19 protein-coding genes and 2 riboswitches are annotated in these 18,131 nt (G+C 46.7%); of the genes, 1 reads left to right on the top strand and 18 read right to left on the bottom strand.

Features of this window, described 5'->3' with window-relative positions; genetic code table 11:
• Positions 1-3 precede the first annotated feature (3 nt).
• The 17 genes from sufC to CYJ37_RS10180 form a co-directional block, all read right to left on the bottom strand.
• Complete coding sequence (sufC, locus tag CYJ37_RS10255) at positions 4-789, bottom strand: Fe-S cluster assembly ATPase SufC (protein ID WP_009791479.1); 786 nt, start codon at positions 787-789, stop codon at positions 4-6.
• A gap of 409 nt (positions 790-1,198) precedes the next feature.
• A complete protein-coding gene (locus CYJ37_RS27135) occupies positions 1,199-1,369 on the bottom strand; it encodes a hypothetical protein (RefSeq protein WP_156917020.1) in 171 nt (56 codons plus the stop codon).
• 291 nt (positions 1,370-1,660) lie between these two features.
• Positions 1,661-2,038, bottom strand: coding sequence for a carboxymuconolactone decarboxylase family protein (locus tag CYJ37_RS10250; protein ID WP_022544352.1), 378 nt, complete (start codon positions 2,036-2,038; stop codon positions 1,661-1,663).
• 137 nt (positions 2,039-2,175) lie between these two features.
• Positions 2,176-3,024, bottom strand: coding sequence for a MetQ/NlpA family ABC transporter substrate-binding protein (locus CYJ37_RS10245; RefSeq protein WP_009791483.1), 849 nt, complete (start codon positions 3,022-3,024; stop codon positions 2,176-2,178).
• Between the two features lie 15 nt (positions 3,025-3,039).
• Positions 3,040-3,708 (bottom strand): methionine ABC transporter permease, encoded by a 669-nt coding sequence (locus tag CYJ37_RS10240; RefSeq protein ID WP_009791484.1) that lies wholly within the window; start codon positions 3,706-3,708, stop codon positions 3,040-3,042.
• A complete protein-coding gene (locus CYJ37_RS10235) occupies positions 3,701-4,726 on the bottom strand; it encodes a methionine ABC transporter ATP-binding protein (protein ID WP_009791485.1) in 1,026 nt (341 codons plus the stop codon). Before CYJ37_RS10235 ends, CYJ37_RS10240 begins: the two co-directional genes overlap by 8 nt.
• 193 nt (positions 4,727-4,919) lie before the next feature.
• Positions 4,920-5,027, bottom strand: a riboswitch (SAM riboswitch).
• A 127-nt stretch (positions 5,028-5,154) separates the two neighbouring features.
• Positions 5,155-6,471: an O-acetylhomoserine aminocarboxypropyltransferase/cysteine synthase family protein gene (locus CYJ37_RS10230; RefSeq protein WP_101549552.1), complete on the bottom strand. Its 1,317-nt coding sequence runs from the start codon at positions 6,469-6,471 to the stop codon at positions 5,155-5,157.
• Positions 6,472-6,567: 96 nt separating this feature from the next.
• A riboswitch (SAM riboswitch) is annotated at positions 6,568-6,667 on the bottom strand.
• Between the two features lie 153 nt (positions 6,668-6,820).
• Positions 6,821-8,089, bottom strand: coding sequence for an MFS transporter (locus CYJ37_RS10225; RefSeq protein ID WP_101549551.1), 1,269 nt, complete (start codon positions 8,087-8,089; stop codon positions 6,821-6,823).
• Positions 8,090-8,314: 225 nt separating this feature from the next.
• Positions 8,315-8,632 carry a thioredoxin family protein gene (locus CYJ37_RS10220; protein ID WP_371931670.1) on the bottom strand — a complete coding sequence of 106 codons (318 nt, stop codon included), beginning with the start codon at positions 8,630-8,632 and terminating at the stop codon, positions 8,315-8,317.
• Complete coding sequence (locus tag CYJ37_RS10215) at positions 8,632-8,988, bottom strand: toprim domain-containing protein (RefSeq protein ID WP_022544356.1); 357 nt, start codon at positions 8,986-8,988, stop codon at positions 8,632-8,634. The genes CYJ37_RS10220 and CYJ37_RS10215 overlap by 1 nt, the downstream gene beginning before the upstream one ends.
• A gap of 33 nt (positions 8,989-9,021) precedes the next feature.
• Complete coding sequence (locus CYJ37_RS10210; RefSeq protein WP_022544357.1) at positions 9,022-9,219, bottom strand: hypothetical protein; 198 nt, start codon at positions 9,217-9,219, stop codon at positions 9,022-9,024.
• Entirely contained in the window at positions 9,213-9,452 is a 240-nt protein-coding gene (locus CYJ37_RS10205) for a YusG family protein (protein WP_009791492.1), read from the bottom strand. The genes CYJ37_RS10210 and CYJ37_RS10205 overlap by 7 nt, the downstream gene beginning before the upstream one ends.
• 144 nt (positions 9,453-9,596) lie before the next feature.
• Positions 9,597-9,983 carry a glycine cleavage system protein GcvH gene (gene gcvH / locus CYJ37_RS10200; protein WP_009791493.1) on the bottom strand — a complete coding sequence of 129 codons (387 nt, stop codon included), beginning with the start codon at positions 9,981-9,983 and terminating at the stop codon, positions 9,597-9,599.
• Positions 9,984-10,055: 72 nt separating this feature from the next.
• Complete coding sequence (locus CYJ37_RS10195; protein ID WP_009791494.1) at positions 10,056-10,412, bottom strand: arsenate reductase family protein; 357 nt, start codon at positions 10,410-10,412, stop codon at positions 10,056-10,058.
• Positions 10,413-10,619: 207 nt separating this feature from the next.
• Entirely contained in the window at positions 10,620-12,404 is a 1,785-nt protein-coding gene (locus tag CYJ37_RS10190; protein ID WP_009791496.1) for an acyl-CoA dehydrogenase family protein, read from the bottom strand.
• A gap of 81 nt (positions 12,405-12,485) precedes the next feature.
• Positions 12,486-13,661 (bottom strand): acetyl-CoA C-acetyltransferase, encoded by a 1,176-nt coding sequence (locus tag CYJ37_RS10185; protein ID WP_094769825.1) that lies wholly within the window; start codon positions 13,659-13,661, stop codon positions 12,486-12,488.
• A gap of 59 nt (positions 13,662-13,720) precedes the next feature.
• Positions 13,721-16,102, bottom strand: coding sequence for a 3-hydroxyacyl-CoA dehydrogenase/enoyl-CoA hydratase family protein (locus tag CYJ37_RS10180; RefSeq protein ID WP_101549721.1), 2,382 nt, complete (start codon positions 16,100-16,102; stop codon positions 13,721-13,723).
• 297 nt (positions 16,103-16,399) lie between these two features.
• On the opposite strand from CYJ37_RS10180, the gene CYJ37_RS10175 reads away from it, so the two are divergent.
• Entirely contained in the window at positions 16,400-16,528 is a 129-nt protein-coding gene (locus CYJ37_RS10175; RefSeq protein WP_009791500.1) for a YuzL family protein, read from the top strand.
• Between the two features lie 481 nt (positions 16,529-17,009).
• Here CYJ37_RS10175 and CYJ37_RS10170 read toward each other — a convergent pair whose 3' ends face one another.
• Positions 17,010-17,927: a proline dehydrogenase family protein gene (locus tag CYJ37_RS10170; RefSeq protein WP_009793154.1), complete on the bottom strand. Its 918-nt coding sequence runs from the start codon at positions 17,925-17,927 to the stop codon at positions 17,010-17,012.
• Between the last annotated feature and the right edge of the window lie 204 nt (positions 17,928-18,131).

Below are 18,131 nucleotides of genomic sequence, written 5' to 3'. Positions count from 1 at the left end.
CGCTTACGCTTCTTGCCCTACAGTTTCGTCTTCAATGCCAAGTTCTTTCTTGATCCAGTCATAACCTTCAGCCTCAAGGCGCTGTGCCAGCTCAGGCCCGCCAGATTTAACGATGCGGCCCTGCATCATGACATGCACATGGTCAGGAGTGATGTAGTTAAGAAGGCGCTGATAGTGAGTGATGATCAGGCAGCCGAAGTCTTCTCCGCGCATTTCATTGATCCCTTTGGAAACAACCTTCAGGGCATCGATATCCAATCCGGAGTCGATCTCATCAAGAATGGCGATTTTAGGTTCGATCATCATCAGCTGAAGGATTTCGTTCCGCTTTTTCTCGCCTCCGGAGAAGCCTTCGTTCAGATAGCGCTGTGCCATATCCTGGTCCATTTCAAGGAAGTCCATCTTGCTGTCCATCTTGCGGATGAATTTCATCAATGAAATTTCATTGCCTTCTTCCATGCGGCTGTTGATTGCAGAACGCAGGAAGTCCGCATTTGTAACTCCGCTGATTTCACTTGGATACTGCATGGCAAGAAACAGGCCTGCACGCGCACGCTCATCCACTTCCATCTCAAGTACATCTTCGTTATCCAATTCAATGCTTCCTGAGGTTACCTCATATTTAGGATGTCCCATGATTGCAGAAGAAAGGGTTGATTTACCAGTTCCGTTAGGACCCATAATCGCATGGATTTCTCCGCCTTTCACTTCAAGGTTGACCCCTTTAAGAATTTCTTTGTCCTCAATAGAAACATGAAGATCATTAATTTTAAGTGTAGATCCAGCCATCATTATACCTCCGTCAATAAAAAAGATTTGTATATACCGGCAAGAGCCGCAAATCTCTATTCTCATTTTATTCTCATTACAATCTTATAACAAATAGAAAGTGTTAGCAACTCTTTAACAACACGCAGATAGTATTAATTATCTGGTAAGAACTTTTATTGGCTAAACCCTTTCCGCTTCCCTGGATCCAAAACTGGAAATCCAGGCATGTCCAAACTATTTTTCCCTGCAGAGCAGCTTTCAATGTACGTGAATTCAGTTGCAGCCCCTTCAGTTTAACATAAGTATGGACCGGGCTCCTACTGTTCAGGAAAAAACGGGCTATATTGTTACTGCTTTATACTAAAAGAAAAACCAGTGCGGCATCACACTGGTTTCAACTGTTTTTCTTCCTTATTATATATAATTCTTAAGAATGTACTTTTCTTTCCAGATCCGCTACCATACGCTGGCTTTTCAGATAGTCCTGCTCGCGCCGTTTTTCTACGCTCATCCTTACATCATGTTTCCGGCTGTATACCTCATAGCCGACACCGTGGGCACTGTGCATCGCTTTTTCCATTTCACTTGTGTAATTCAAGTCCAGCTGACTGATAGTAAATCAATCCTTTCAATTTTGTCGCTTCCGCGATTTATTTTACTCATGGAATATCGTAACACTCCTTCTATACCACGCTCAAACAGGAAAAAACCTCATTTTGTATAATTCATTAAGGTATCCCCTCTTGAAGGGACCTCATCTCCGCCATCCTTACAATTCCGGCTGAATTCTTCCAAATAAAGGTTGTCTCTCCCCCAAGAGTCCATAACGCATGCAAAAAAGGAAACAGCCCTGCTTCAGACAGGGCTGCTTTATCATATAGATTGGCTTTTACTGCTTCATCTGCCCCTGATTCAATTCATCCATTGCTTCCTGCACAAGGGTGACTGCCTGGCTCATCGCTGCGCCGCCGCCAAAAGCCGCTGTGACGCCGACTGCTTCGAGCACCTCTTCCTCACTAGCCCCCTGGTCAAGACAGCCTTTCACATGATAAATAATGCAGTATTCATCCTGTGAATACAGGCTGATTCCAAGGGCAATCAGCTGCTTTTGCTTTTGGGAGAGGCTGCCTTCTTTAAAGCATGCCTCAGTGAATGCATTATAATGCTGGGCAAGGTCCGGCATTTTTTGTGTAAATGTGCCAAGGCCCATTTTATAGTCATGAAGAGCTGCTTCGATTGAATTTGACGGTTCGTATGAATGCTCCATTCGTGTCCACTCCATTCCTGAAATCTTTAACATCATTAGTATGTTTTATTTTCAGAAATGCTATGCGGGCTCGACATGGCTGTTTTTTGGCATAGGAAAAGGCAGCCTGCATTCTCAGCGGCTGCCTTTTTCTATTATTACTCAGATACAGGAACGACTGCACCTTCGTATTTTTCAAGGATGAAATCCTGGATTTCTTTAGAGTGGAGCACTTCGACAAGTGCCTTAACCGCTTCTTTATCTTCGTCACCGCTCTTAACAGCGATGACGTTCACATATGGAGATTCCTTGTCTTCGATTGCAATTGAATCTTCAATTGGGTTTAAGCCTGCATCAATAGCATAGTTAGAGTTGATCAGAACTGCATCGCCTTCATCGTTGTTGTAGATCTGCGGAAGGAGGGAAGCTTCATATTCTGTATCAAACTCAAGGTTTTTCTCGTTCGTTTCAATATCGTCAATTGTTGCCTTGATTTTATCTACGCCTTCTTTAAGTGTGATAAGGCCTTCTTTTTCAAGCATAGTCAGGATACGGCCGTGATCAGCAACTGAATTGCTCATCAGGACTTTCGCACCGTCTGGAAGTTCATCAAGGCTCTTGTATTTCTTTGAATACACACCGATCGGCTCAATGTGGATTCCGCCTGCATTGACGAAATCATAGTCATTTTCTTCAATTTGCGCTTCAAGGTACGGGATATGCTGGAAATAGTTTGCATCAAGCTCTCCGGAATTCAATGCTTGGTTAGGCAGGATATAGTCCTGGAATGTTACGACTTCAAGTTCAATGCCCTTTTCTTCCAAAAGCGGCTTAGCTTCTTCAAGAATTTCAGCGTGCGGGACATTGGAAGCTCCCACAACCAGTTTGGATGTTTCTTCTTTCCCGCTGTCCGCATTTCCGCCGTCAGCATTATCTTCAGATGTTCCGCATGCTGAAATGACGAGCGCTACGGCAAGTGCCAATACAAGTGATAACCATTTTTTCATTAGTTAAGTCTCCTTTTATCGTTTGTCTAGTTTAGAAGTTATGATATCTCCAATTACTTGGAGGATAAACACAATCAGCAGGATGACGATGGTCGCCATCAAGGTTACATCAAAGCGGTTTCGCTGGAAGCCTTCCAGATAAGCAAGGTTCCCAAGTCCTCCTGCACCGATGACTCCTGCCATTGCGGTAAAGCCCACAAGCGAGATGGCTGTAACAGTAATGCCCGATACAAGAGCCGGCATGGATTCAGGGAGGAGCACCTTAAAGATGATTGTGCTCGTTCTTGCACCCATTGACTTGGCTGCTTCAATGACGCCTTTATCAATTTCCCGCAAAGCAATTTCAACCATACGGGCATAAAATGGTGCCGCACCGATGATCAGTGCAGGCAAGGCGGCATTTTCTCCGATCATGCTGCCCACAAGGAATTTCGTGAACGGGATCAGCAATACGATTAAAATGATGAACGGGATGGACCTGAATACATTGACAAACGCCGCTATAATTTTATTGATGAGTGCATTTTGCCAGATGTTCCCCCTGGAAGTAAGGAAAAGCAGCAGGCCGAGCACAATCCCCAATACGAATGTAACCAGTACAGAAATGCCAGTCATATAAAGCGTTTCATTCGTTGCTTCCCACATCTTATCCCAGTTAACATTTGGGAAAAATTCATTAAGCATTCGAAATCACCTCCACGCCAACCTGCTGTGCATGGATATATTCAATCGCTTTGGCAATTTCGTCAGCCTGCCCATCTAGATGGATGAACAATGTTCCATAAGAGCCGTTTTGAGTCTGCGAGATTTTCCCTTGAAGGATATTAACTGTCAACTCAAAGGAACGGATCAGATTCGTGATGAGCGGCTGTTCAGCCGATTCCCCGACGAAGGACAGCTGTACGACTTTTCCATGCGGATACAATCCAAGCAAGGCCTCTGCTGTCTCTTTTGTTTCCTCAGGTTCTGTGACCTGCTGGACGAATCTCTTTGTGATCTGCTCGCGCGGATTTTTAAACACTTCCAGGACAGGGCCGATTTCCACGGCCTTTCCGCCTTCCATGACAGCTACCCGATGGCAGATCTTCCTGATTACATGCATTTCATGGGTAATAAGTACAATGGTCAGTCCCAGGCGGCTGTTGATGTCCACTAGCAGATCCAGAATGGAATCCGTTGTCTGCGGGTCAAGCGCCGAGGTTGCCTCATCGCACAGAAGCACCTTCGGGTTATTTGCAAGCGCCCTGGCAATCCCGACGCGCTGCTTCTGCCCGCCGCTCAGCTGGGAAGGGTAAGCATCCTCACGGCCGTCAAGGCCGACAAGGTTGATGAGCTCATTTACTCTTTTTTCTCTTTCCTGGCGAGCAACCCCCGCAATTTCCAGCGGGAATGCAATATTGTCTCTTACGGTCCTTGACCAGAGAAGGTTAAAGTGCTGGAAAATCATGCTGATTTCCTGGCGCGCTTTGCGCAGCTCCGCACCCCTGATTTTTGAGATCTCCCTGCCGGCTACCGTAACCGTTCCCTCTGAGGGAAGCTCAAGCCCGTTCAGCATCCGTATCAAGGTGCTTTTCCCTGCACCGCTGTAGCCGATCACTCCGAAGATTTCACCTTCCTTGATTTCAAGGTTGACATCATCAACTGCTTTGACCGGGCCTTTTTTTGACGAATATATCTTTTTAACATCTTTTATTGAAATCAATTGCCGTATTCACCTCTTTTATATCCAATTAGACAAATGGCTTTACAGAGATATATCATCCTGCCAATCCCCATAAGAGTAGTTTCCTGAAACCAGGGCAAGATTATTCCATGGCTTCAAGACAGGAGACTTTTCTGTAAAAATAAAAATGCCTTTCTGCATGTGAGCAGAAAGGCATGATGGAAAAACCTTTCTCTCATCTGCCAAAGCTAAAAGCTTTGTGTGAATTGGCACCATTTCAATAAACATTGACGGTTGCCGGGCTTCATCGGGCACATCCCTCCACCTCTCTTGATAAGAGCTATCATATATGAAGTTCATTTTCATTCATTAGCCATTTTTGAATTACGAGTGCTATCGTATCATGGATGAAAAAGGGTGTCAACAACAAAGTTTAATTCTAAAAATTAGCGGCTGATTCCTGAAGTTCATACCTTCCCTGCCAGTGAATGGCTTCCGGTTGCGGCTTCAATTGCCTGCTCCAGGTCCTCGATCAGATCTTCGGCATTTTCTATGCCAACAGAAATGCGGATTAGATCCTCCGGCACCCCTGCTGACTTCAGGCCTTCTGAATCAAGCTGCTGGTGAGTGGTGCTGGCAGGATGGATGATGAGGCTTTTGGCATCGCCGACATTGGCTACATGCGCCCACAGTTCCAGGCTGTTGATCAGCTTGGCACCGGCCTCCCTGCCTCCCTCAATGCCAAATACAGCCACAGCTCCGGCTCCTTTAGGCAAATACTTATCAGCAAGTGCCTTATCAGGATGGCCTTCATCCCCCGGATAAAGCACCCAGGTCACAGCAGGGTGATTCTTTAGATACTCTGTCACTTTCTTTGTATTGCGGATATGCTCCTTCATCCTCACATGCAGTGTTTCAAGACCGAGAGTGAACTGGAATGCGTTCTGCGGGCTGAGTGCCGGCCCCAGGTCCCTCAGCAGCTGGACTCTGGCTTTGACGATAAAAGCTGCCGCGCCGATTGCTTCACTGTACACCAGGTTATTGTAGCTTGGGTCCGGATTGGTGAAGCCAGGGAATTTGACTGAATTCCAGTCAAAACGACCTGCGTCTACTATGACGCCCCCCATTGTCGTCCCATTTCCCAGCAGCCATTTTGTCGCTGAATGGATCACGATGTCTGCCCCAAAATCAATCGGCCTGCAGAGATATGGAGTGGCAAAGGTATTATCAACTATCAGCGGAATACCTGCTTCATGGGCAATTTCCGCCACTTTCTCAATATCGAGGACCTTTAAGCTTGGATTGCCGATTGTTTCAGCGAATACAGCTTTTGTTTTTTCATTGATGGCCTCCCTGAAATTTTCCGGGTCCTCGGGATTGACCAGCTTTACATTGATCCCGTATTTAGGAAGAGTGACGGCAAATAAATTATATGTCCCTCCATAAAGATTTGAAGCTGCTACAATTTCATCTCCGGCCTGGGCAATGTTCAGGATGGCAAGAGTGATGGCAGCCTGGCCGCTTGCAACAGCAAGTGCCCCTACGCCGCCTTCAAGCAGTGAGACCCTTTCCTCAAATACAGTAACTGTCGGATTATGGATTCTTGTATAGATATAGCCCGGCTCCTTTAAGCCGAACAGATTGGCGGCGTGCTCTGTATTCTGGAACTGATAAGCATTATTCTGATAGATTGGCACTGCCCTTGCCCCTGTTGCAGGGTCAGGCTGCAGTCCTCCATGTACACCAAGTGTTTCAAATCGATAGTTCTTTTGCTTCTCTGCCATTGTTATCTCTCCTTCGGGTTATCAGATATTTTCATTATGCCGGATCACTGCTGGTAACAATAAAAGCCCCTCTGCAGAAGAGGGGCTTTTTCGCTCAACTTATCTGCCAGAGATCATGCTCTGCTGGAATTAGCACCGTTCTATTGCCGGTTGCCGGGTTTCATCGGGCCAGTCCCTCCACCTCTCTTGATAAGAAATATGAAATTTTTAGCGTGCTTGAAGTTAAAATGATAGTATCATAACCAGCAAAAAAGAGTCAACTGATTTTTTAGAAAGTTCAGTTTTATATTTCTATGAATGTTCGACAAATAGAAAGGCTTATGACAATTTCCCGAGAAATATCCGCTTATCATACAATCTTTGCTGTATTTGTTCTTCCAGAAGGCTCTGAAAGCCTTCTGAATACGACAAAAAAGTATGTAGAGCCTATTAAATATAAGACTGCAGTTATGGTGAAGACAATAGAATATCCCCAATAGTCTCCGTATTTGATGACAAGGCCTGTAGAGACAGGGCCCATCACTGCCCAGCCCAGATTGAACACCATCTGATTCACCGAGCTGGCCAGGCCTCTTTTGGAATCATCCACCTTCGACATCATCAAAGACATCTGGATCGGATTTCCCGCATTCATTAAAGCCTGCCTGAATAGAAAGCCAATGGCGGCCAGCCATAAATTCTCTGTGTAAGCAGTCAGTAGAAGGAAAGGCAGGGAGGAAAGCTGCAGGAAAACGACTGCCTTTACCTCCCCGATCCTCCTTACCACCTGGGGACCAATGATCATGGCCGCGGCCGTAGCTGCCTGACCGAGGGAAATAATCAGCCCGATTGCAGAATTCGACGCATGGAAACGGTCTGCAAAATATAGATTCAGGTAAGGTATGACAAGCCCTGCCCCAAATCCGATAAACAGCTGTGCTGCAGCGAACAGGATGATGATCTTGAAACCATCATCCTTCAGAGAAAACCGTGTGCTTCCTTTAGCTCCGCCGATTTGCGGGATTTTATCGCTTCGGTTTTCCTGAAAGCGGAGTATCGGAAATATTCCCGCCAGATAGATGGCTCCTCCCAGCAGTAAAGTAAACCGTATGCTCGCCAGCTCCGAGAAATAAAAAGCAAACAAGTCAGTCAGCAGTCCGCCGCTTAAATTGCCGATGACATTGGCTCCTGTCATAACAGCGAAATGGATGCTGAACAAATGAACCCTCTGCTCTGGCTTGGAATTCTCTGTCAGCCAGGGAATGGAGGATACCTGAATGAAGGCCGTCCCCAGCCCTGTGCCAAAGGCAAACACGATAAGCAGGCTCTGCATGTCAACCATGCTCCTGGCAAGCAGAATCACACCGGTTGCAGCAGCCCCGAACTGCATAGCCTTCTTCCGGCCGATCCTGTCGCTCATAATGCCTGCGGGGATCAGCACAAGGGCTGTCGCCAATGCAGTCATCGCTATGATCTGGCCATTCACCTGCTCTGAATAGCCAAGCTCCCGTATATAAAAATTATAAATGACCATAAAAATGCCCATTCCGATCTGCATGAAAATATTGGCTGCAAAAGCCCGGCGTATATTACTGTTATATCCGCGGATCTGTTCAGCCCATTCCTGATAAAAAGCCATTTTATATGCCCCTCGCATTTATTTCGTTTCCCTAAATAATCATAATATCGTTTAGAGAAAAAATCCATCCTTTTCCTTTGAATCTTCTGGTTTTTCTGCTAAATAATCCGGAACATTTTATCCATTGACCATGATAATCCCTGGACACTGGCCGCGGACAGATGCGCAAACAGTAAAAAGCCTGTACCAGCCGGGTGTCCTACCCTCTAGTACAGGCTTTATTATTTACAGCAGATATTCTTTTGTTTTTTCCAGCAGGTATGGAACAGAGTGGAATGCGTATATTTTTTCTGCCAGCTGTCCCTCCCGGAAAAATAGCAGGCAGGGGACACTTTCTACTGACCACTTGCCGGCCAGGTCAGGAAAATAGTTCAAGTTTGCCTTTCTGCATTCAATTCCCGGGAGTACCTCAAGGGTCACTTCCAGCATCCGTCCAGCCATCTGGCATGTTCCGCACATCGGTGTGTAAAGATAGAGCATCCATGTCTCCCTGTCTTTTTCATACCGTTCCAAATCCCCAAGCATCAGTTCTTGCAACCCCATCATCCTCTATCTAAAAACTCAGCATAAACGTCTATATTGGCGCCAAGCAGAACCGTTGCAAGATGCTGCTCCGGTGCAGTGGCCACTTCCCGGTACATTTTATCAATATAAAGATGTGCTGCTTCCGGGAATTCCCGTTTGAACTGCTTTCTCAGCTTTTCGCCGGATTCATCTGCATCCACCAGAATATAAACATCACGGTCAAATAATTCGTCAATCAATTCATCCAGGCGGGTTATGCTGATTGTCCCGTTCGTACAAATGATTTCAACAGGCTCCTTAATAATATTCTTAACCTTGCGCTTATCAGAAGTGCCTTCGACAATAATTACCTTTTCTATGTTTTCTGCATGCATATTCATCACCTGACGGGAGTTGATATTTTTACTTTACCTTATTCTATGTTCGGCAAAATGGTGTTGAACTCCTGCCTTGCTTTCGGAAAACGGGCAGGCGGTCACTTGCTGAAAAACGCCATCCCCGCATTCCGCCTGATCAAAATCCGCCCATAAAAGAGCCGGCAGATCCTTATTTACCCTTTTTTCTGCAAAAAAAACAGCGGCAATGCCCGCTGCTTTCTTTAGCACCAGCCGCCTTCATCGCAGTCCGTATAACGGGCTTCCGGCTGCTCTGTTGAAGTAATATGCTGGTAGATTTTCTGTTCATTCTGCTCAAAGTGATGATCAAGGGTAAATGAAGCACCTTCAGGCATCGGCGCTTCCCCGATCATCTCATTTCCAAGATAAAGCTCCAGCTTACCGTCCTTCAGCCTTCCTGTGACCCGATCGGTAATATCGATCTTTTGCTGTTTCAGTGTCATTAGGATCCCACCTTTTTTACTTTCTTAACAATAGAATGCCCTTCTAATGGAAAGAAACTATGGGAAATTAATTACATTGAGTGAAGTAAGAAAATAACGGAAAGAGAAAGCATAAAAAGCGCCTGCAGCAGGCGCTTATCTCTTTTAATCTTCGTTGGTCATCTCTTCATATTGTTCAGCAGTCATCAGCTTGTCCACTTCGCTGCTGTCTGCAGGCTCAACAACAACCATCCAGGCCTTTTCATAAGGAGATTCATTTACAAATTCAGGGCTGTCATTCAGCTCTTCGTTGATTTCAACCACCTTGCCGCTGATTGGAGCATATAATTCAGATACAGTCTTTACAGACTCAACGCTTCCAAAAGGCTCATTTACCGTGATGCTGTCCCCGACTTCAGGAAGCTCAACGAAAACGATGTCCCCGAGCTCTGATTGAGCAAAATCGGTAATGCCGACCCGTACTTTTTCTCCTTCAACTTTTACCCATTCATGTTCTTCTGAGTAACGCAATTCCTTAGGTATGCTGCTCACAATAATCCCTCCAAGATTCTAGTTCTTTACCGGGCTTAAGCCTTCGCTATAAAGGAAATAGCAGATGATGCCTTAAAGCCATGTTTTAGCAAAATCCTCTTCTTTGAAACCGACTGTCGCTTTTTGGCCGTCGAATGCCAAAGGCCGCTTTATCAGCATTCCGTCAGATGCAAGCAAGTCCAGCAGCTCTGTGTCGGACATGGTTTTCACCTTGTCCTTCAAACCTAGCTCCCTGTACTTCTGGCCGCTCGTATTAAAGAATTTTTTAATATCGAGGCCGCTTTTTCTATAAGCATCTTCAAGCTCAGTGCGTGAAGGAGGATTTTCGACAATATGTACTTCATGGTAAGGAACGCCGTTTTCTTCAAGCCATTTTTTGGCCTTGCGGCATGTCCCGCATTTCGGATACCAGTAAAAATTCAGCAGCAAATTCTGCACCACCCAATCGTTTCTATCCAAACTCACAGGCTGATCACCCATTTAATTGCATACTATCATATTTTCGGCAAAATTCATAACCTTGAGTTTTAAAAATTTCGTCAGATTGAAGTGTCCAAAAACAGCAATTGCCCCTCCGGATAGAGGAGCAATGCGTCTTTGCATTTTCAGTTAAGGATAACTCCTATTTATTTCTGATTACAGTACATAACGCTCAGCGTCGATCAGCTTCTCTGAAGCCTCGCGCTTTTTGGCGATCAGATTGATCGGTGTGTGGCGGGTAAATTTACGGAGAGCGGAAAGCATCATGCGCAGTGCGTCCCCATCCTCTGCAGCAACCAAAGTCTCTTTCGCATCCTGTTCGATCTTATTGAATGCCTCCTGGCAGAAAATCTGTGTGTAGAGAAGCTTTTGCTTGCTCTTTTCAGCGCCGTCCTTGCTGATAGCCTTTTCTGTACGGAGAACCGCTGATTCCATTGCATAGGCATTGGAAACGATGTCTGCAATATTGACCAGGATTTCCTGCTCTTTTTCAATCGCTTTGCCAAACTTCTGTGCTGCAAGCCCTGCTGCAAGCAAGCCGATTTTCTTGGCATTCTTCACCAAATATTTTTCCTGTGCCAAAGGCTCATCTCCAGGCTCCTCAGGCATCAGCATCATCAGCTCTTCCTGGAGCGCCTGAGCTTTCTGGAATAATGGCAGCTCTCCTTTGAAAGCCTTGCGCAGGTAAGTGCCAGGCACAAGAAGGCGGTTGATTTCGTTTGTACCTTCAAAAATCCTGTTGATGCGGGAATCGCGGTAGATCCTTTCAATTTCATATTCAGCCATGAAACCATAGCCGCCATGCAGCTGCACGCCTTCATCGGCAATATAGTCAAGGACTTCTGTGGCAAAAAACTTGTTCAGGGAGCATTCGATTGCGTACTCTGCAATCGAGTTGGCAACTTCCTTGCCGTTCTTTACTTCTTCCTCTGTAAGCCTGCTCATCCGGTCCTCGAACAAACCGACTGTACGGTAGACAGAGCTCTCAGCCGCATACAGCTTTGCAGCCATATTGGCAAGCTTCTCTTTCGTAAGGTTGAATTGGGAAATCGGCGTTTTGAACTGCTGGCGCTGATTTGTATATTGTACAGTAACCTCGTACGCGCGCTTGGAAGCTCCTACTGCTCCTACTCCAAGCTTGTAGCGGCCGATATTCAGGATATTGAAAGCGATGATATGCCCCTTGCCAAGTTCACCCAGCAGATTTTCCTTCGGCACTTGTGCATCTTCCAGGATCAGCGTCCTTGTGGAAGAGCTCTTGATGCCCATTTTCTTTTCCTCAGGGCCCGTGGAAACGCCAGGGTACTCCCTCTCAACGATGAAGGCGGAGAAATGCTCTCCGTCCACTTTCGCATAGACGACAAACACATCGGCAAAGCCGGCATTGGTAATCCATTGCTTCTCACCGTTCAGGACATAGTGAGTGCCTTCAGCATTTAATTTTGCAGTTGTTTTTGCCCCGAGTGCATCGGAACCTGAACCCGGCTCAGTGAGTGCATAGGCAGCGATCTTTTCGCCTGTCGCCAAAAGAGGCAGATATTTTTGCTTTTGTTCTTCATCTCCGAACAGCACGATTGGAAGCGACCCGATTCCCACATGGGCACCATGGGTGATTGAGAATCCGCCTGCACGGGACATTTTTTCAGCGATAAGAGCTGAGCTTACCTTATCAAGGCCAAGCCCGCCGTACTCTTCCGGCACATCTGCACCAAGGAGCCCAAGGTCCCCTGCCTGCTTCAGCAGCTTAACAGAGCGGTCGAACTCGTGGTTCTCCAGGTGTTCAACCTGCGGGACCACTTCATTTACCACATAATCTTCAGTTGTCTTGGCAATCATTTTCTGCTCATCAGTATAATCCTCCGGTGTAAACACACGGTCATAAGATACATCTTCAATCAGGAAGCTTCCGCCTTTGATTACGTTTTCTGTCTGGTTAGACATCTTTATTCCTCCATTCAATTGAAGGAGCGCTGGCTCCGGTTTTTTATTGAATACCATATTTTTTACTATAATTGCTGTCTTTTAGAGAAGCTCGAATACGCCCGCTGCACCCATGCCGCCGCCGATGCACATTGTGACAACCCCGAACTGCTGATTGCGGCGCTTCATTTCGTGCAGAAGCGTTAGCGTCAATTTTGCACCTGTACAGCCAAGCGGGTGACCAAGTGCAATTGCTCCGCCGTTTACATTCACCTTATCCTCATCAAGGCCAAGCTCCCTGATGATCTGGATGGATTGAGATGCAAATGCCTCATTCAGTTCGAACAGGCCGATATCAGACAGCTCCAGGCCGGCAAGCTTCAGTGCTTTAGGAATGGCCACAATCGGCCCGATTCCCATTACTTCTGGAGGCACACCGCCAACGGCAAAGCTTCTGAACTTGGCCATCGGCTTCAGGCTGAGGGAATCTGCTTTCTCGCGGTCCATCACCATGACCGCGGCAGCGCCGTCGCTTGTCTGTGATGAGTTTCCTGCTGTAACTGAACCTGTGACAGAAAAAGCTGGACGGAGCTTGCCGAGCGTATCGACCGTTGAATCAGGGCGCACTCCCTCATCTGTAGTGAATTGAACGTTTTTCTCAACAAGCTTATTGTCCTTTCCGACTGAACGGAAGGTCACATCCACCGGCACAATTTCATCCTGGAACTTGCCTTCCTGGATCGCTTTTGCCGCTCGCTGATGGCTCCGGACCGCGAAAGCATCCTGGTCTTCACGGCTGATGCCGTATTTTTTGGCCACTTCTTCTGCCGTATGCCCCATGCCCATATAATATTCAGGTGCACTTTCCGCGAGCTTTGCATTCGGACGGACAACATGGCCCATCATCGGCACAAGGCTCATTGATTCAGCCCCGCCTGCGATGACAGTGTCCGCACTGCCTACCATGATTTTTTCTGCAGCATAAGCAATGGTCTGCAGGCCGGAAGAACAATAACGGTTTACGGTTACTGCCGGCACTGTATGTGGCAGCCCGGCAAGCGCCCCGATATTGCGGGCCATATTCAGCCCCTGCTCAGCCTCCGGCATGGCACAGCCGATAATCAAGTCATCAATGTTGCCTTCATAGCCTCCGGCACGCCTTAAGGTTTCTTTTACAGCCAGTGCCCCCAAATCATCTGGACGGACATGGGCGAGCGTTCCTTTTTTCGCTTTGCCGACGGGCGTCCTGGCACCAGCAACAATAACTGCTTCTCTCATCGTTCATTCCCTCTCTTTCTATGGATGTTCGAGATTTAATCTATCAATCTGTTAATATGTCAGTTGCGCAATGGCTTTCCTTTTACAAGCATATGCTGCATGCGCTGCTGGGATTTCGGCTGCGCTACCAGGCTGAGGAAAGCTTCTCTTTCCAGATCCAGAAGATACTGTTCATCAACTTCCGTCCCGTATGGCACCTTGCCGCCGGCAATGACATACGCCAGTTTTTGGGCAATTTTTAAATCATGTTCAGAAATAAAGCCGGAATACAGCATCGCCTGTGCTCCAAGGAGAAGCGTCGCATATCCCGTTTCACCGACTACAGGAATCTTCTTCCTTACCGGCGGCGTATAGCCTTGTTCATGGAGAGCAAGTACAGCCTGCTTTGCATCATACAGCTGATGGTCTCCATTCACGCTGATTCCGTCTGCAGCTCCCAGGAAGTTATTTTCCCTTGCTTCCTCCCCTGAAGTTGATACCTTGGCCATAGCAATGCTTTCAAATACTTTGTTGGCCACTTTTTGCAGGTCAAACTCCACTCCGTTTGGCATGCCTTCAAGATGCTTGATATACAGCTCCTTGTTGCCGCCTCCGCCAGGGATGAGGCCAACCCCGGCTTCCACAAGGCCCATATACGTTTCCATCGAAGCCTGGATGTGTGCTGCCGGCAGGCATATTTCCGCACCTCCGCCAAGTGTCATGGCAAATGGCGCAGCCACTACCGGCTTGGTGCTGTACTTGATTTTCATCATCGCCTGCTGGAAATGACGGACAACCATATCCAGTTCAAAAACATTATCATCCTGCGCCTCCATCAGAATCATGGCCAGATTGGCGCCGACGGAGAAGTTTTTGCCCTGGTTGCCGATGACAAGACCCTTGTAGTTCTTTTCAACCTCATCAACCGCAAAATTGATCATCTGGATGATATCGAGTCCGATCGCATTGCTTTGTGAATGGAATTCAAGAAGGGCAACCCCGTCTCCAAGGTCCAACAGGCTCGCGCCTGTATTTTTCTTGATGACTCCCTTTTGTTTTTTAAGCTTCTTTAAATTAATATTCTTTGGATTTTCTTCTTCCGGCACATACTCGCCGTTTTTATAGAAGGAGATATCTCCGTTTTCTTCCTTATAGAAGGATGTATGCCCATTGGAGAGCATTTCCTTAATCCATGCAGGGACTTCCTTGCCCTCTGCCTCCATTTTGCCGACTGATTTCTCGAGGCCGATGCTATCCCAAGTTTCGAACGGGCCCATTTGCCAGCCAAAGCCCCATTTCATCGCTTTATCAATACTTATGACATCATCTGCAATTTCGCCAAGCAGCTCAGCAGAGTACAGCAGCGCCGGGCTGAGGATATTCCAGAGAAGCTGGCCAGCTTTGTCATCTGCGTATACAAGCGCTTTCAATTTATTAGCCAATCCTTTTTCCTGCTTGCTCATTTCAACCGAAGCAGCTTTCAGCTTTTGGCGCGGCCCGTACTCAAGTGTGTCCGGATTGAGTTCAAGAATTTCTTTTCCTTCCTTCTTAAAGAACCCTTGCCCGGATTTGCTGCCAAGCCATCCATTCTCAAGCATCTGCTTCATGAATGCCGGCACTTCAAAGGCCTCTTTTTCCTTGCCGTCCACCTGTTCATATACGTTGTTCGCCACATGGATGAACGTATCAAGCCCAACCACATCCAGAGTCCGGAATGTAGCGCTTTTCGGCCTGCCGATCAGGGGACCTGTCACAGAGTCTACCTCTCCTACACTATAGCCGCCCTTGAGCATTTCCTGGACTGTGATCAGAAGGCCGTATGTCCCGATGCGGTTTCCGATGAAATTCGGTGTATCCTTTGCTTCAACCACGCCTTTGCCCAGTACATCTTCACCAAACTTCTTCATAAAAGAAAGGACTTCAGGTGCTGTCGTTTTTGCAGGAATTACTTCCAGCAGTTTTAGATAGCGCGGCGGATTGAAGAAGTGGGTGCCGATAAAGTGCTTCTGGAAATCATCAGATCTTCCTTCAGCCATGCTGTTGACGGATATTCCGGAAGTGTTGGAGCTGACAATGCTGCCAGGCTTCCTGAACTGGTCAACTTTCGCAAATACCTGCTTTTTTATATCCAGATTTTCGACGACTACTTCGATAATCCAGTCGACATCTTTTAAACGTTCCATATCATCTTCAAAATTGCCGGCTTCAAGCAGCGCAAGGCTTTTTTTGGATGTGAGTGGAGCCGGCTTCTGCTTAAGAAGCTTTTGCAGCGCTCCCTGGCTGATCCTGTTTCTGACAGCTTTATCCTCCAAAGTCAGGCCTTTCTTCTGCTCTGCCTCATTTAATTCACGAGGCACGATATCCAGCAGCAATGTCGGGATGCCAATGTTCGCCAAGTGTGCAGCAATGCCCGAACCCATTACGCCGGAACCTAATACTGCTGCCTTCTTAATTTGTTGGATCAATTTTGTTTCCCCCTTTGACACTTTTGAATGAACACTCATTCATTTTCCTGATAAAAAAAATGGCAGAGAATGAGTTCTGTTAGTTAATACTATAAGATATTTCTGAAATTTTCGCAATATTTAGCAGTGAAATTTATTAAAATTTACAATCTCTGGCTTATAGTGAATTATCTCTGAATGGACAACCTAGTATGGAAGCTCACCCAATAAGGATCGGCGCTGATATCTGGCAAATGCCGTTCTTCGGGCGGGCATTCCCCGATAGCCGAGATTGGCAGGCAGGAGGTGAACAGGATGAAGCATAAGAAAAACCCTTCAAAAGCAGGCGTGAGCGCCGCCAGCGTAAAAGGTGACGCAGGCCCGACAGTTGAACGTGACGGCGGAGGAAAAAGAAACAGCCAGAACAATCAGTATAAGAAGTAAGAATTGCTGCAGGGGAGCGGGAGGCCGCTCTCTTTTTTTATGATTTATGAGGGGTGGCGAGGTGGATGAGATGGAAATTAAAGGGGAGATTTGGGTGATCAGGGGGTTTGTGGAGGGTTGGCGGGAGCTTTAGTGGGTTGTATTTGAGGATATTAGCAACTTTTGGGATTTATTAGCAACTTTTTTGTTTTATTAGCAACTTCTGGATTTTATTAGCAACTTTCAGCTTTTATTAGCAACTGGCCGCTTTCCGCCACTATCACTAAACGCCTGCCGGTTTTTAGGGACTCTCTCCTTGCACAAGGGTAGCCAACCGACGCATCCGGCCTCCTTTATTTTCGAGATTTCCGATTTATTTGCGTGTTTCAGCTTTTATTTGCCCTTTCTCCATTTTATTTGCGACTCCCCCGTCCACACCACCAGCCAGCTCCACATCAAAACATCAAAAAAGCCCAGCAGATCCCCGCTGGGCCTTACATACCTATTTCTTAACCATACCCTTCAACACGAATGCCACATTGGCCGGGCGTTCTGCGAGCCTGCGCATGAAATAGCCGTACCAGTCTGTTCCATAAGGGACGTATACCCTCATTTTATAGCCTTCATTGGCCAGCTCCAGCTGCCGCTCATTGCGGATGCCGTAGAGCATTTGGAATTCAAATTGGCTGTTCGGGATGTTATGATCCCTGACCAGCTGCTTTGTATAGTCGATAATTGCATCATCATGGGTGGCAACGGCTGTGTAGTTGCCGTTCAGAAGATGCATTTTGATGATTTTCTTGAAGTTTTCATCCACGTCTTTCTTTTCCGGGAATGCAACCTCCGGGGATTCTTTATAAGCACCCTTTACAAGCCTCAGATTGGGCGAATATTGGTTTAGGTCGTCCATGTCGCCCTCTGTCCTGTACAAATAGGCCTGGATGACTGTCCCGATATTATCGTATTCCGATTTAAGCTGCTTGAAGATATCAAGTGTCTTCTGGCAGCGTGAATAGTCTTCCATATCGATCGTGACAAACACGCCGTTTTTCTTGGCTGCCTCCAGGATGCGCCTCATATTCCCCATTACCACATCATCGGAAATATCAAGGCCCATGCTCGTCATTTTGAGCGACAGCTGTGAATTGATTCCTTCACGGCCGATTGCTTCGATTGCCAAAATTGAGTTATCCGCCATTTCCCTTGCTTCTGCCTCATTGTCCACGAATTCGCCCAAATAATCAATGGTCACCACAAGACCCTTGCTGTTAAGATCTTTAATTACGTTGACTGCCTGGCTGATCATTTCCCCCGCAACGAAGCGGCTGGCCCCAAAACGAAGGCCGTACTTCTTCGCAAGCTTTGTCAGCGATTTATTTTTGGATAAAAAGAGAAAAAAGTCCCTCATTACTTGTTCCATAATGGCTCCCCCTTGAAAACGCATACATTTTGGATAATTAAGCCCTGTCTTTCAGCGAAATCCGGGCAGTGGCAAAGGATCATGATTCATGGATCACATTCAATTTTGTATATGGTCAATTTTCTGAAATGTGCCTTTGATAACCATAATTCTATCATCTTTCTCTTTATTTGAATATAATTTTCCGAGAAATTTAGCGAGATT

The organism is Bacillus sp. UMB0728 (assembly GCF_002858875.1).
GTDB lineage: Bacteria > Bacillota > Bacilli > Bacillales > Cytobacillaceae > Bacillus_AB > Bacillus_AB infantis.
This window is presented reverse-complemented; position numbering and strand designations above follow the sequence as displayed.